We start from the raw sequence: 15,170 nt of genomic DNA on the forward strand, positions 1-15,170 counted from the left end.
TGGACTAAAGGCGACAAAGGGAAAGCGCGACATGAGATTCCTCATGTTTCCTTTATGCAACAATGGGTAAAATCACGGGTTAACCGCTATTTCCGGCGCTACCGTAATAAGCATAAGCAATTGATTTGTTACGCTTTCCTTACGAAAAGCGGCGCGTCGGCATGGAGAAACGCAATGGTGTTCGACGAGTTGATCAGTGAATTTGACCGGGGCTTGCGCTCGATGACGGGCGTGAGCCGAATGAGCCGGCCGGTGCCCGCGCCTGCCGTTGAGGCGAGCGCCGAACTTACCGCTGCCGAGCGCAAGCATGCGGCGGGATTGATGCGGGTGAATCATGTCGGCGAGGTATGCGCGCAGGCGCTTTATCAGGCGCAGAAGCTCACGACGTCATCGAGTGCGCTCAAGGAAATGTTCGACGAGGCTGCGTGCGAAGAGGAGGATCATCTCGCATGGACCGCGCACCGCCTGAAGACGCTCGATTCCCGGCCGAGCTTGCTGAATCCGCTGTGGTATGCGGGCGCACTCGCGATCGGCGTCATTGCCGGGCGGTTCGGCGACAAGGTGAGCCTCGGGTTCATGGCTGAAACGGAGCGTCAGGTCGAGAGCCATCTCGACAGCCACTTATCCGCTTTGCCGGCGGCGGACGTCGAGTCGCGCGCGATCGTCGAGCAAATGCGCATCGACGAAATCAAGCACGGCAAGACGGCGACCGAAGCGGGTGGAATCGAGCTGCCGCGGCCGGCGCGTATGCTGATGCGCGCCGCGTCGAAAGTGATGACAAGCACTGCCTACTATCTTTAAATAGTCGGTCCGGAACGGCCGTATTCGTGCCGCTCCGGACGCTGACGATCCCCGCCGTTTTTCCTCTGCTGTTTTCCCTTCTGAAATCCCTGCCGCCGCGCCGATCTGGGGCGTGCTTCTCATGTACCACTTTCACAAATTGCACTAGTCCATTCATTTATAACGTTTTTTGGCATGACGGGTGACTTGAGGTGATGCGCGTAAGTCCTTGTTCTGAATAACAAAATTCGTCAAAAAATCGGCCGTCTCCCTTGACCGTCCATAGGCCTTCCTCTAAAGTGGGAGACAGTGTGAGAAAGTGTATTTTTGTGTGATTTGCCGGGGTTTTCCGGCTAAATTTTCAGCGTTGGGCGGGTTCTTCGGCGCCCTGATCGGGAGAGCGGAAACGTGTTTCAAGGGGCGTCGGCGCTGACGCTCGATGCGAAAGGACGGATGTCGGTGCCGTCCCGCTATCGCGAGGCGCTGCAAGGACAGGCAGAAGGACGGGTGACTGTGACCAAGCACCCGGACGGCTGCCTGTTGCTGTTTCCGCGTCCTGAATGGGAAGTGTTCCGCGCGAAGATTGCCGCGCTGCCGATGGACGCGCACTGGTGGCGCCGCATTTTTCTGGGCAACGCGATGGATGTCGATCTCGACAGCGCGGGCCGGATTCTCGTGTCTCCCGAGCTGCGGATGGCGGCCGGGCTGGAAAAGGAAGTCATGTTGCTGGGAATGGGAAGTCACTTCGAGCTGTGGGATGCGCAGACCTACATCGCGAAGGAGCAGGCAGCGATGGCGCAGGGCATGCCCGAGGCGCTGAAGAATTTCACGTTCTGATTGCGGTGAGGAAGGCGCCCGCGATGGGAAACGAATTGCAGCATCGCACGGTGCTGTTGGATGAGGCGGTCGATGCGCTCGTGGCGCGGCCCGACGGCATTTATGTCGACGGCACGTTCGGGCGCGGCGGTCATAGCCGCGCGGTGCTCGCGCGGCTCGCGCCGGCAGGCCGGCTGATCGCGTTCGACAAGGATCCGCGTGCGATCGAAACGGCTGCGGGCATCGGGGACGCGCGCTTCGAGATTGTTCACGACAGCTTCGCGTCGCTCGCCGGCGCATTGGCCGAGCGTGGAGTAGGGCGGGTGTCGGGCGTGTTGCTGGATTTGGGCGTGTCGTCGCCACAGGTCGACGATCCGGAGCGCGGCTTCAGCTTTCGGGCGGACGGCCCGCTCGATATGCGGATGGACCCGACGCGCGGTGAATCGGCGGCTGAGTGGCTCGCGCGAGCGTCGGTGCAGGAATTGACGGAGGTGATACGGGATTATGGGGAAGAACGGTTTGCTTTTCAGATTGCAAAGGCGATTGCTGCTCGCCGGGCAGAGTCCGACCGTCTCGGGCCTCTCGACAGCACGCGCGAGCTTGCCCAAATCGTGGGTCACGTCGTCAAGACCCGTGAGAAGGGCAAGGATCCGGCAACCCGCACCTTTCAAGCTATACGGATTCACGTCAATCAAGAGCTTGCGGACCTGCAAGTCGTTCTAGAGGCAGCATTGACGGCGTTGGAGCAAGGGGGGCGGCTCGTGGTCATCAGCTTTCATTCGCTGGAGGACCGGATCGTCAAGCGATTCATGCAGGCGCATGCGAGTGCGCCTGCTGTCGATCGTCGTCTGCCGATTCGCGCCGTCGATCTGCCCAGTCCGCCGCTCAAGCTGCTCGGCCGCAAATTCCCGGGCGACGCGGAAGTCTCGGCCAATCCGCGCGCCCGCTCGGCGGTGATGCGTATCGCGGAGCGCGTCGCGCCATGAGCCGCCTCAATATCTTTCTGCTGATCATCGTGATGGGGTGCGCGCTGTCGGTCGTCAATTCGACGAACCAGCAGCGGCAGATCTTCATTCAGCTGCAACGCGCGCAATCTCAGGAGCATCAGCTTCAGCAGGACTACGCGCAGCTTCAGTATCAGCAAAGCGCGTTGTCGAAGACATCGCGCATCGAGCAGCTCGCGACGAGTTCGCTGAAGATGCAGCCGATCTCGACGGGACGCACGCAATATCTGACGGCGCCGTCCGGCGACGCGAAGGCGGCCGATGCGCCGCCGCCGTCCAGCGCCGTCGCGGCTCGGGGAGGCGCGCGATGAAGCCGGCGTCGAAACGTGCGCAAGGCGTGAAATTCGCATCGAGCCCCGTGTTGTCGGTGCACCTGCCGATGTGGCGCTCGAAGTTCGTCGTGTTCCTGCTGTTCATGGCGTTCGTCGCGCTCGCCGCGCGTGCGTTCTGGATTCAGGGGCCCGGCAACGCGTTCTATCAGAAGCAGGGCGAGAGCCGTTATCAGCGCACGCTCGAGTTGCCGGCGACGCGCGGCAAGATTCTCGACCGCAATGGCCTCGTGCTCGCGACGAGTTTGCCGGTGCGCGCGATCTGGGCGATTCCGGCCGACGTGCCGGACGATTTCGGCGGCGACAAGCTCGTCGCGCTCGGCAAGCTGCTCGGGATGACTACGAAGGAACTGAGGGCGAAGCTGTCGGAGGACAAGACGTTCGTCTACGTGAAGCGTCAGGTGCCGCTCAATGTTGCCGATCAGGTCGCGAAGCTCGACATTCCCGGCATCTATCAGCGTGGCGAATACAAGCGCTTCTATCCGGAAGGCGAGATCACCGCACATCTGATCGGCTTCACGAATGTCGAGGATGAGGGACAGGAGGGCGTCGAGCTCGCGGACCAGAAGCTGCTCGCCGGCGCATCCGGCAGCCGGCGCGTGATCAAGGACCGGATGGGACATATCGTCGAGGATGTCGACGAGCAGCTTCCTCCGCACGACGGGACGGACGTGGGGTTGTCGATCGACAGCAAGATTCAGTACATCACCTATACGAATCTGAAGGCGGCCGTCGAAAAATTCCATGCGAAGGCGGGCGCGGCGGTCGTGGTCGACGTGCGCTCGGGCGAGGTGTTGTCGCTCGTCAATTATCCGACTTACAACCCGAACGACCGCTCGCACCTGACGGGCGAGCAGTTGCGCAATCGCGTGTTGACCGACGTGTTCGAGCCGGGTTCGATCATGAAGCCGCTCACGGTGTCGCTCGCGCTCGATTTGCATCGCGTGACGCCTTCGACGCTCGTCAACACGGGCAATGGTCATTTCGTGCTCGACGGCGCGCCGATTACCGACGATGCGGGGTTCGGCACGCTGACGGTGGGCGGCGTGATCCAGAAATCGAGCAATATCGGCGCGACGAAGATTGCGATGACGATGCGGCCCGAGGAAATGTGGAATATGTATACGAGCATCGGGCTCGGGCAGGCGCCGAAGGTCGGTTTTCCGGGCGCGGCGGCCGGGCGTTTGCGGCCGTGGAAGAGCTGGCGCCGGATCGAGCAGGCGACGATGTCGTATGGCTATGGGTTGTCGGTGTCGCTGTTTCAGCTTGCGCGCGCGTACACGGCAATCGCGCACGACGGCGAACTGATGCCGCTCACGATCTTCAAGACCAACGACGAGCAGCCGCCAAGCGGCCCGCAGGTTTTCGCGCCGACGACCGCGCGCGAAGTGCGCGCGATGCTCGAAACCGTCGTCGCGCCCGGCGGCACGTCGCCCGATGCGGCGGTGCCCGGCTATCGCGTCGGCGGCAAGAGCGGCACCGCATACAAGCAGGTTGGCCGTGGCTATGATCACAAAAAGTATCGCGCGTCGTTCATTGGCATGGCGCCGATGCCGAATCCGCGCATCGTCGTCGCGGTGTCGGTCGACGAGCCGACGACGGGCAGCCACTTCGGCGGCCAGGTGTCCGGTCCCGTATTTTCGGCGATCGCAGGCGATACGCTGCGCGCGCTGAATGTGCCGCCCAACATGCCGGTCAAGCAGCTCGTCGTGTCCGGCGACGCCGCGAGCGGCGCGCACGACGCCGCGCCGCACAAGCTGTCTGCAGCGACGCCGGCCAAGCGCATCACCGTGTCGAGTACGACACATAACCATCCTGGAGTTGTTCGATGAGCGCCGTGCGCAGTTCTCATCCGGCGCATCCTCAAATCGCGGCCGCGCTTGCGTGGCTGCGCGCACATGCGGCGGCGGGCGCGCAGTTGCACGCCGACACGCGCAGCGTGCAGGCAGGCGACGTGTTTTTCGCGTATGCGGTCGACGGTGCGGACAATCGCCCGTTCATTGCCGACGCGCTCGCGCGTGGCGCGGCCGCTGTGTTGTATCAACCGGAAAATTTCGATGCCGCGAAACTCGATCCGGCGATGTCTCTCGCCGTTCCCGCGCTCGATGCGCTCGCGGGCGAGATAGCGAGCGGCTGGTATGGCGATCCGAGCGATGCGTTGCTCACGATCGGCGTGACGGGGACGAATGGCAAGACCTCGTGCACGCAGTGGATCGCCGCGGCGCTGTCCGCGCTGCGGCGGCCGTGCGCGGTGATCGGCACGCTCGGCAGCGGGATGCCGGGCCAACTCGTGCATACGGGTTTCACGACGCCCGATGCGCCGCAACTGCAGCGCAGCCTCGCGAAATTGCGCGACGCCGGCGCCCAGGCGGTGGCGATGGAAGTATCGTCGCATGCGCTGCATCAGGGGCGCGTGAACGGCACCGCGTTCGACATCGCGGTCTTCACGAATCTCACGCAAGACCATCTCGACTATCACCGTACATTCGAAGCCTATGAGGCGGCGAAGGCCCGGCTCTTTGCGTGGCCCGGGCTGCGGGCGGCGGTCGTCAATCGCGACGATGCGGCTGGCCGGCGTTTGCTGGCGTCGCTCGCCGGCCGCGTGAACACGCTCGCCTATGGCATCGGCGCAGGTACCGATGCCATAGGCGCGGATCGCGAACTTGTCGCGACCGATATCCGCGCGACGGCGACAGGCACCGCGTTCCGCGTGACGTCGCCGTGGGGCGACGCGGACGTCGAGGCCAGCACGCTCGGCGCGTTCAACGTAAGCAATCTGCTCGCGGTGCTTGGTGCGTTGCTCGCGGCCGATGTGCCGTTCGACACGGCGATTGCCGAGCTCGAAGGGCTCGAACCGGTGAACGGCCGGATGCAGCGGCTCGGCGGCCGGCTGCAGAATGACGAGCCGCTCGTCGTCGTCGATTATGCGCATACGCCCGACGCGCTCGAGAAAACGCTCGATGCGCTGCGCCCGATCGCCCAGGCGCGCGGCGGCGAACTTGTCTGCATGTTCGGCTGCGGCGGCGATCGCGATCCGACGAAGCGCCCGCTGATGGGCGCGATCGCCGAGCGTCTCGCCGACAAGGTCGTCGTGACGAGCGACAACCCGCGCAGCGAGGATCCGCAAAGGATCATCGAGCAGATCGTCGCCGGGATGCGGGAGCCCGCGCGCGCGCGCCGGCTCGAGGATCGCGCCAGTGCGATCCTGCAGGTGGTGCGCGGCGCCTCGCGCGACGATGTCGTGCTGCTTGCCGGCAAGGGGCACGAGGCGACGCAGGAAATCATGGGCAAGAAGCGCGTGTTTTCCGATCAGGACCATGCGCGTCTCGCGCTGGCCGCACGCACGACGCAGGTGCGCGGAGGTGGCGAATGACAATGCTGACTTTGCGCGAGGCCGCCGCGATGATCCCAGGCGCAACCGTGCTGGGCGACGAGCACGCATCGTTTGCGCGAGTGTCGACGGACAGCCGCACGGCGGGGCCGGGCGATCTGTTCGTCGCGCTGAAGGGCGAGCGTTTCGATGCGCACGATTTCTTGAACGACGTCGCCGCTCGCGGGGTGAGCGCGGCGCTGGTCTCGCGCAGCCCGGCCGAGTGGCATTTGCCTGCGCTGAAGGTTGCCGATACGCGCGCGGCGCTCGGCGCGCTGGCGCACGGCTGGCGCACGCGCTTCGCGGTGCCGGTCGTCGCGGTGACGGGCAGCAACGGCAAGACGACCGTCAAGGAGATGATCGCGGCGATCTTTTCGGCGGCGGTCGGCGAGCAGGCGCGGCTTGCGACGTCGGGCAATTTGAACAACGACATCGGCCTGCCGCTCACGCTGCTGCGTCTGTGCGCCGCGCACCGGCTCGCGGTTGTCGAACTCGGGATGAACCATCCGGGCGAGACCGAAACGCTCGCGCGGATCGCCGCGCCCACGGTCGCGCTCGTCAACAACGCGCAGCGCGAGCATCAGGAATTCATGGCGACGGTCGAGGCGGTCGCGCTCGAGCATGCCTCGGTGATTCACGCGCTCGGGCCGGACGGTGTCGCCGTATTTCCGGCTGACGACGCGTATGCGGGCATCTGGCGCGTCGCCGCGACCGGCAACCGGATCGTCGATTTCGCGCTGCACGGCGCCGTGCCCGCGACGTCCGCCGCCGTGACGGGCACGCTCGACGGCAACCGTTTGGCAATCGAGACGCCGGACGGCAGCATCGACGTGCAATTGCGTGCGCTCGGCGAGCACAACGCGCGCAACGCGCTCGCGGCGACGGCGGCGGCACTCGCGGCAGGCGTGCCGCTTGCCGCGGTCAAGGCCGGGCTCGAGGCATTCGAGCCGGTGAAAGGGCGGTTGCAGATCAAGCGCGCGACCGCCGGCCTGCTCGCCGGTGCGACGTTGATCGATGACACCTACAACGCGAACCCGGATTCGATGCGCGCCGCGATCGACGTGCTCGCTGCGCAGTCCGCCCCGCGGGTGCTCGTGATCGGCGAGATGGGCGAGGTCGGCGACGAAGGGCCGGCGTTCCATCGCGAGATTGGCGCATACGCGCGCGAGCGCGGAATCGATGCGCTCTTCGCGCTCGGCGCGGCCACGCAGCCGGCATGCGATGCGTATGGCGCCGGCGCGCAGCGTTTCGACGACGCGCAGGCGTTGATCGCCGCGCTCGGCGCGGCGGGCTTCGGCGCGCGCGCGACGCTGCTGGTCAAAGGCTCGCGGTACATGAAGATGGAGCGCGTGGTCGACGCGCTCGCGAACGCAACCGCGCCGGGCACTGCGCCCGGCGCACACTGAAGAAAGGAAGTAAGAGCATGCTGCTGGCGTTGGCGCAATGGCTGCAAAGTGACGCAAGCTTTTTGCGCTTGTTCACGTACCTGACGTTCCGGGCGGTGATGGCCACGATCACGGCGCTCGTGATCGGCCTCGTCTGCGGTCCGTGGGTGATTCGCAAGCTCACCGAGATGAAGGTCGGCCAGGCGGTGCGCAAGGACGGTCCGCAAACGCATCTCGTGAAATCGGGCACGCCGACGATGGGCGGCGTGCTGATTCTGATCGGCATCGCGGTCGCGACGCTCCTGTGGGGCGATCTGACGAACCGTTTCATCTGGATCGTGATGCTTGTCACGTTCGGCTTCGGCGTGATCGGGTGGGTCGACGATTACCGGAAGGTCGTCTACAAGGACCCGCGCGGGATGTCGTCGCGCGAGAAGTATTTCTGGCAATCGGTGATCGGCCTCTTCGCGGCCGTTTATTTGGCATTCAGCGTGTCCGAGGCGAATAACGCGCGGGTGTTCGATCTGTTCATCGCGTGGGTGCAAAGCGGGCTGTCGATGGGGCTGCCCGCGCGCGCGGATCTGCTGCTGCCGTTTCTCAAGTCGATCAGCTATCCGCTCGGCGTCTGGGGTTTCATCGCGCTCACGTATTTCGTGATCGTCGGCGCAAGCAACGCGGTGAACCTGACCGACGGCCTTGACGGCCTCGTGATCATGCCGGTCGTGCTGGTCGGCGCGTCGCTCGGCGTGTTCGCTTACGTGATGGGCAGCGCCGTCTATTCGAAATATCTGCTGTTTCCGCACATTCCGGGTGCGGGCGAGCTGCTGATCTTCTGCTCGGCGATGGGGGGCGCGGGGCTTGCGTTCCTCTGGTACAACACGCACCCCGCGCAGGTGTTCATGGGCGACGTCGGCGCGCTCGCGCTGGGCGGCGCGCTCGGCACGGTCGCCGTGATCGTGCGGCAGGAAATCGTGCTTTTCATCATGGGCGGCATCTTCGTTGCCGAGACGCTGTCGGTGATGCTGCAGGTCACGTGGTTCAAGTACACGAAGCGCCGTTACGGCGAAGGGCGGCGCATCTTCAAGATGGCGCCGCTGCATCACCATTTCGAGTTGTCGGGCTGGAAGGAAACGCAGGTGGTGGTGCGTTTCTGGATCATCACGTTGATGCTCTGCCTGTTCGGTTTGTCCACCCTCAAGCTGCGGTAAAGGGAAGCTCAGGATGTTTGGCGAGATGTTCGGAGATCGGCAGCGGCCGATGGTGCTCGTGTTGGGGCTCGGCGAATCGGGCCTCGCGATCGCGCGATGGTGCGCGACGCACGGGTGCCGGCTGCGCATTGCCGATACGCGCGAGACCCCGCCCAATCTTGACGCGCTTGCCGCTGCGGGAATCGACGCCGAATTCGTCGGCGGTGCGTTTGCGCCGGCGCTGCTCGACGGCGGGATCGAACTCGTTGCGCTGAGCCCCGGCTTGTCGCCGCTTGCCGATGACGTCGCGCCGCTCGTCGCTGCCGCGCGCGAGCGGGGCGTGCCGGTGTGGGGCGAACTCGAATTCTTCGCGCAGGCATTGAAGGCGCTTGGCGCGAGCGGCTACGCACCGAAGGTGATCGCGATTACCGGCACGAACGGCAAGACGACCACGACGAGCCTCACGGGCCTGTTGTGCGAACGCGCGGGCAGGAAGGTCGCGGTTGCGGGCAATATCAGCCCGGCGATGCTCGACAAGCTCGCCGAAGCGATCGGCGCGGCCGCGCTGCCGGACGTCTGGGTGCTCGAGCTGTCGAGCTTTCAGCTCGAAACCGCGCATACGTTCGCGCCCGACGCCGCGGCGATTCTCAATATCACGCAGGACCATCTCGACTGGCACGGCGGCTTTGCCGCCTACGCGGCCGCGAAGGGCCGGATCTTCGGGCCGCGCACGGTGCGCGTGCTGAACCGCGACGACGCCGAGGTGATGAAGTTCGCGCCCGCGCCCGCGGCGGCCGATGCGCCGCGCGCCGTCACGTTCGGCTTGAACGAGCCGGGCGCCGACGGCGATTACGGTTTGTCGCGCGACAACGGGATCGCGTGGCTTGTCGAGGCGGTCGACCGCGACGCGGCCGATGCAGGCGCCCCGACGTCGCGGCGCCGCAGGCAGGACGCCGCGCGCATGCCGGATATCGGCATGAAGCGCCTGATGCCCGCCGACGCGTTGCGCATCCGTGGGTTGCACAACGCGGCGAACGCGCTCGCCGCCTATGCGCTCGCGCGCGCGATCGATCTGCCGGCCGCGCCGCTGTTGCACGGCTTGCGCGAATACCGGGGCGAGCCGCACCGGGTCGAGGTGATCGCGACGCTCGACGGCATCGATTACGTCGACGACAGCAAGGGCACCAACGTCGGTGCGACCGTCGCCGCGCTCGACGGGCTGGCGCAGCGCACGGTGCTGATCGCGGGCGGCGACGGCAAGGGTCAGGATTTCGCGCCGCTCGCGGCGCCCGTCGCGCGCTGGTGCCGTGCGGTGATGCTGATCGGCCGCGACGCGGGCGCGATCCGCGCGGCGCTGGCCGATGCCGGCGTGCCGCTTGCCGAGCATGCGACGCTCGAGGCGGCGGTGCGCGCGGCGAGCGCGCTCGCGCAGCCGGGCGACGCGGTATTGCTGTCGCCCGCATGCGCGAGCCTCGATATGTTCAGGAATTATGCGCATCGGGCCGACGTGTTCCGTAGCGCGGTCGAAGACATCGCCTTGGAAAAAGGAACGACGTTATGAGCTGGTCCGATCGCTTCGTTTTCCGTTTCAACAACGCGCGCGACGCGGGCGGCGGCGCATCGCGCTCGGCGGCCCGCAGCGCGTCCGGTTCGTCGCGCATCACGACGGGGCTCGCAAGCGTCGTCAACGGCGCGCGCCCGACTCGCTCGCGCATGCTCGATTTCGACTATTCGCTGCTGTGGGTTGCCGTTGCGCTGCTTGGACTCGGGGTCGTGATGGTGTATTCGGCTTCGATCGCGATGCCGGATTCGCCGAAATACGCGTCGTATCACGATTATGCGTTCCTGCTGCGTCACGTCGTGTCGCTCGTCGTCGCGTTCGTCGCGGCGGTGATCGCGTTCCGCGTGCCGGTTTCGACGTGGGATAAATATGCGCCGCATCTGTTCCTGATCGCGCTCGTCGGCCTCGTGATCGTGCTGATTCCGCATGTCGGCAAGGGCGTGAACGGCGCGCGCCGCTGGATTCCGCTGGGCATCACGAACATGCAGCCGTCAGAGATCATGAAGCTCGCGGTGACGATCTATGCGGCGAACTACACGGTTCGCAAGCAGGAATACATGCAGAGCTTCGCGAAAGGCTTCTTGCCGATGGCGTGCGCGGTGGGCCTCGTCGGCGCGCTGCTGCTGCTGGAGCCTGACATGGGCGCGTTCATGGTGATCGCGGCGATCGCGATGGGCGTGCTGTTCCTCGGCGGCGTGAACGGCAAGCTGTTCGGCGGCCTCGTCGCGACCGCGGTCGGCACGTTCACGATGCTGGTCTGGCTTTCGCCGTGGCGGCGCGAGCGGATCTTCGCGTATCTCGATCCGTGGGACGAGCGCTATGCGCAGGGCAAGGCGTATCAGCTCACGCATTCGCTGATCGCGTTCGGGCGCGGCGAGTGGTTCGGCGTCGGCCTCGGCGGCAGCGTCGAGAAGCTCAACTATCTGCCGGAAGCGCATACCGACTTCATTCTCGCGGTGATTGGCGAGGAGTTGGGCTTCATCGGCGTGCTCGTCGTGATCCTGCTTTTTTACTGGATCGTGCGCCGCGCGTTCGAGATCGGCCGTCAGGCGCTTGCGCTCGACCGCACGTTCGCGGGCCTGATGGCAAAGGGCGTCGGCATTTGGTTCGGCGCGCAAGCGTTCATCAATATGGGCGTGAATCTGGGCTTGCTGCCGACCAAAGGCTTGACTTTGCCGCTCGTCAGTTATGGCGGCTCGGGCATTCTGCTCAACTGCGTCGCGCTGGCGGTGCTGTTGCGCGTCGATTATGAAAACAGGGTGCTGATGCGCGGAGGGAAGGTATGAGCGCGGCGCAGCGCACGCTGATGGTGATGGCGGGCGGCACCGGGGGCCACGTGTTTCCGGGGCTTGCGGTCGCGCACCGGATGCAGGCGCAGGGCTGGCGGGTCGTTTGGCTCGGCAATCCGGCCGGCATGGAAGCGACGCTCGTGCCGAAGCACGGCATCCCGATGGAATATGTGAACTTCGGCGGGCTGCGCGGCAAAGGGCTGAAAACGAAGCTCGCGCTGCCGTTCAATCTGCTGCGCGCGTGTGCGCAGAGTTTGGGCGCGCTGTCGCGCGTGAAGCCCGACGTCGTGCTCGGCATGGGTGGCTACATCACGTTTCCGGCCGGTCTGATGGCGACGCTGACGGGGCGTCCGCTCGTGCTGCACGAGCAGAATTCGATCGCGGGACTGACGAACCGGGTGCTCGCGAAGCTTGCGAAGCGCGTGCTCGTGGCGTTTCCCGGCGCGTTGCCGCATGCGCAATGGACGGGTAATCCGATTCGTGCGGAACTTGCGCGCACGGAATCACCCCAAGCACGCTATGCGGCGCGCAGCGGCAAGCTCAAGCTGCTCGTCGTCGGCGGCAGTCTGGGGGCCGCGGCGTTGAATGAGGTCGTGCCGCGCGCGCTGGCGCTGCTCGCTGCCGGCGAGCGGCCGCAAGTGGTCCATCAGGCGGGCGCGAAACACATCGATACGCTCAGGGAGAATTACGCGGCAGCCGGGCTCGCGGCCGGCCGCGACGTCGAGCTTGTGCCGTTCATCGACGACATGGCGAGCGCGTATGCGAGCGCCGATCTGGTGATTTGCCGCTCCGGCGCGATGACGGTCGCGGAAATCGCGGCGGTGGGGGTGGCGGCGCTGTTCGTGCCGTTTCCGTATGCGGTCGACGATCATCAGACGACCAACGCCGCGTTCCTGGCCGAACAAGGCGCGGCAGTGCTGGTGCAGCAACGCGACCTGTCGGCCGAACTGCTCGCCGATTGGTTGCGCGGCCAGTCGCGGGAATCGCTCGCGGCGATGGCCGAGCGTTCGCGCTCGCTCGCCAAGCCGGACGCCACCGACGAAGTCGCGCAGGTGTGCGCGGCGGCGGCGGGCGCGAGGCTGGAAGGAAAGCAATGAAACACATCGTCAAACATATTCATTTCGTCGGAATCGGCGGCGCGGGCATGAGCGGCATTGCCGAAGTGCTCGTGAACCTGGGTTACCAGGTGAGCGGCTCCGATCTCGCGCGCAACGCGGTGACCGAGCGCCTCGAGGCGCTCGGCGCGCGCGTGTCGATCGGCCATGACGCGGCGAACATCGAAGGTGCGAATGCGGTGGTCGTGTCGAGCGCGGTGCGCTCGGACAATCCGGAGGTGCTCGCCGCACGCCGTCTGCGCGTGCCGATCGTGCCGCGCGCGGTGATGCTCGCGGAGCTGATGCGCCTGAAGCAGGGGATCGCGATCGCCGGCACGCACGGCAAGACCACCACGACGAGCCTGGTGGCGAGCGTGCTCGCCGCGGGCGGGCTCGATCCGACGTTCGTGATCGGCGGGCGCCTGACGAGCGCGGGCGCGAACGCGCGGCTCGGCACGGGCGATTTCATCGTCGCCGAAGCGGACGAGTCCGACGCGTCGTTCCTGAACCTGTATCCGGTGATCGAGGTGATCACGAACATCGACGCCGATCACATGGATACCTACGGCCACGATTTCGCGCGGCTCAAGCAGGCGTTCATCGAGTTCACGCAGCGGCTGCCGTTCTATGGCAGCGCGGTCGTGTGCGTCGACGATCCGAACGTGCGTCAGATCATTCCGCTGATCTCGAGGCCCGTGGTGCGCTACGGGCTCGCGGCGGACGCGCAGGTGCGCGCGGAGCAGGTCGAGGCTCGCGACGGCCGGATGCATTTCACGGTGCGGCGCGAAGGGCGCGCGCCGCTGCCCGTCGTGTTGAATCTGCCGGGGCTGCACAACGTGCAGAACGCGCTCGCGGCGATCGCGATCGCGACCGATCTCGGCGTCGACGACGCGGCGATCCAGCAGGCGCTTTCGGAATTCACCGGCGTCGGCCGGCGTTTTCAGCGCTACGGCGAAGTGCCGCTCGCGCACGGCGGCGCGTACACGCTGATCGACGATTACGGTCACCATCCGGTCGAGATGGCGGCGACGATCGCCGCCGCGCGCGGCGCGTTTGCCGGCCGCCGGCTCGTGCTCGCGTTCCAGCCGCACCGTTACACGCGCACGCGCGATTGCTTCGACGATTTCGTCAACGTGCTGTCGACGGTCGATGCGCTCGTGCTGACCGAAGTGTACGCGGCGGGCGAAGCGCCGATTCCGACCGCGAACGGCGACGCGCTGTCTCGCGCGCTGCGCGCGGCGGGCAAGGTCGAGCCGGTGTTCGTCGACACGATCGACGCACTGCCCGAGGCGATCGCGCGCATCGCGACGGCGGGCGACGTGGTGATTACGATGGGGGCGGGCTCGATCGGCGGGGTGCCGGGCAAGCTCGCGCGAGACACACAACAGAAGGGATGACATGAGCGGGATCGATCCGAAACGTTTCGGCAAGGTGGCAGTGCTGCTCGGCGGGCAATCCGCCGAGCGCGAGGTGTCGCTGAATTCCGGCCGGCTGGTGCTGCAAGGCCTGCGCGACGCGGGCATCGATGCGCATCCGTTCGATCCGGCGGAGCGGCCGCTGTCGGCGCTGAAGGACGAGGGCTTCGCGCGTGCATTCAACGCGTTGCATGGCGGTTATGGCGAGAACGGCCAAATCCAGGGCGCGCTCGATTTTTACGGCATTCGCTATACGGGCAGCGGCGTGCTCGGCTCAGCGCTCGGGCTCGACAAATTCCGCACGAAGCTCGTCTGGCAGCAAACGGGGATTCCGACGCCGCCGTTCGAGACCGTCATGCGCGGCGACGATTACACGGCGCGCGCGAACGACATCGTCGCGAAGCTCGGCTTGCCGCTGTTTGTGAAGCCGGCGAGCGAGGGCTCGAGCGTCGCGGTGCTGAAAGTAAAAAGCGCCGATACGTTGCCTGCCGCGCTGGCGGAGGCGGCGAAACACGACAAGATCGTGATTGTCGAGAAGAGCATCGAAGGCGGAGGCGAGTACACCGCGTGCATTGCCGCGGATCTCGATCTGCCGCTCATCAAGATCGTGCCCGCCGGCGAGTTCTACGACTATCACGCGAAGTATGTCGCGGACGATACGCAGTACCTGATTCCGTGCGGAATCGACGCGGCGAAGGAAGCGGAATTCAAACGCCTCGCGCGCCGCGCGTTCGATGTGCTCGGTTGTACCGATTGGGGCCGCGCGGATTTCATGTTGGATGCCGACGGCAATCCGTACTTCCTCGAAGTCAACACCGCGCCGGGGATGACCGATCACTCGTTGCCGCCGAAGGCGGCGCGCGCGGTCGGCATCGGCTATTCGGAGCTGGTCGTGAAAGTGCTGTCATTGACGCTCGATTGATTGGATGCGGGACCGGAT

General features: G+C 65.8%; 13 protein-coding genes. All 13 read left to right on the forward strand.

All coding sequences use genetic code 11. From position 1 onward, the window contains the following. Nucleotides 1-174: 174 nt before the first annotated feature. The 13 genes from coq7 (at nt 175) to AQ611_RS03725 (ending at nt 15,152) form a co-directional block, all read left to right on the forward strand. On the forward strand, nt 175-801 hold the full coding sequence (gene coq7, locus AQ611_RS03665; RefSeq protein ID WP_059515750.1) for a 2-polyprenyl-3-methyl-6-methoxy-1,4-benzoquinone monooxygenase: 627 nt from the start codon (nt 175-177) through the stop codon (nt 799-801). 387 nt (nt 802-1,188) lie between these two features. Beyond that, nucleotides 1,189-1,617 (forward strand): division/cell wall cluster transcriptional repressor MraZ, encoded by a 429-nt coding sequence (gene mraZ / locus AQ611_RS03670; protein ID WP_038754498.1) that lies wholly within the window; start codon nt 1,189-1,191, stop codon nt 1,615-1,617. A gap of 23 nt (nt 1,618-1,640) precedes the next feature. Beyond that, nucleotides 1,641-2,582 carry a 16S rRNA (cytosine(1402)-N(4))-methyltransferase RsmH gene (rsmH, locus tag AQ611_RS03675; protein ID WP_059515752.1) on the forward strand — a complete coding sequence of 314 codons (942 nt, stop codon included), beginning with the start codon at nt 1,641-1,643 and terminating at the stop codon, nt 2,580-2,582. After that, a complete protein-coding gene (gene ftsL / locus AQ611_RS03680) occupies nt 2,579-2,911 on the forward strand; it encodes a cell division protein FtsL (RefSeq protein ID WP_059515754.1) in 333 nt (110 codons plus the stop codon). The genes rsmH and ftsL overlap by 4 nt, the downstream gene beginning before the upstream one ends. Next, entirely contained in the window at nt 2,908-4,761 is a 1,854-nt protein-coding gene (locus AQ611_RS03685) for a peptidoglycan D,D-transpeptidase FtsI family protein (protein ID WP_069233742.1), read from the forward strand. Before ftsL ends, AQ611_RS03685 begins: the two co-directional genes overlap by 4 nt. Further along, nucleotides 4,758-6,302 (forward strand): UDP-N-acetylmuramoyl-L-alanyl-D-glutamate--2,6-diaminopimelate ligase, encoded by a 1,545-nt coding sequence (locus AQ611_RS03690; protein ID WP_069233743.1) that lies wholly within the window; start codon nt 4,758-4,760, stop codon nt 6,300-6,302. The genes AQ611_RS03685 and AQ611_RS03690 overlap by 4 nt, the downstream gene beginning before the upstream one ends. Then, nucleotides 6,299-7,705: a UDP-N-acetylmuramoyl-tripeptide--D-alanyl-D-alanine ligase gene (locus AQ611_RS03695; protein WP_069233744.1), complete on the forward strand. Its 1,407-nt coding sequence runs from the start codon at nt 6,299-6,301 to the stop codon at nt 7,703-7,705. The genes AQ611_RS03690 and AQ611_RS03695 overlap by 4 nt, the downstream gene beginning before the upstream one ends. Nucleotides 7,706-7,722: 17 nt before the next feature. Further along, nucleotides 7,723-8,892: a phospho-N-acetylmuramoyl-pentapeptide-transferase gene (gene mraY / locus AQ611_RS03700; protein WP_059515762.1), complete on the forward strand. Its 1,170-nt coding sequence runs from the start codon at nt 7,723-7,725 to the stop codon at nt 8,890-8,892. 25 nt (nt 8,893-8,917) lie between these two features. Beyond that, entirely contained in the window at nt 8,918-10,432 is a 1,515-nt protein-coding gene (murD, locus tag AQ611_RS03705) for a UDP-N-acetylmuramoyl-L-alanine--D-glutamate ligase (RefSeq protein ID WP_069235118.1), read from the forward strand. Further along, a complete protein-coding gene (ftsW, locus tag AQ611_RS03710; protein WP_069233745.1) occupies nt 10,429-11,718 on the forward strand; it encodes a putative lipid II flippase FtsW in 1,290 nt (429 codons plus the stop codon). The genes murD and ftsW overlap by 4 nt, the downstream gene beginning before the upstream one ends. Then, entirely contained in the window at nt 11,715-12,818 is a 1,104-nt protein-coding gene (murG, locus tag AQ611_RS03715) for an undecaprenyldiphospho-muramoylpentapeptide beta-N-acetylglucosaminyltransferase (protein ID WP_059515766.1), read from the forward strand. Before ftsW ends, murG begins: the two co-directional genes overlap by 4 nt. Further along, complete coding sequence (gene murC / locus AQ611_RS03720; protein WP_059515768.1) at nt 12,815-14,212, forward strand: UDP-N-acetylmuramate--L-alanine ligase; 1,398 nt, start codon at nt 12,815-12,817, stop codon at nt 14,210-14,212. The genes murG and murC overlap by 4 nt, the downstream gene beginning before the upstream one ends. 1 nt (nt 14,213) lies before the next feature. Then, nucleotides 14,214-15,152: a D-alanine--D-alanine ligase gene (locus tag AQ611_RS03725; protein WP_059515770.1), complete on the forward strand. Its 939-nt coding sequence runs from the start codon at nt 14,214-14,216 to the stop codon at nt 15,150-15,152. Nucleotides 15,153-15,170 lie beyond the last annotated feature (18 nt).

The sequence above is a fragment of the Burkholderia singularis genome (assembly GCF_001718875.1).
In the GTDB taxonomy this organism is placed as follows: Bacteria; Pseudomonadota; Gammaproteobacteria; order Burkholderiales; family Burkholderiaceae; genus Burkholderia; species Burkholderia singularis.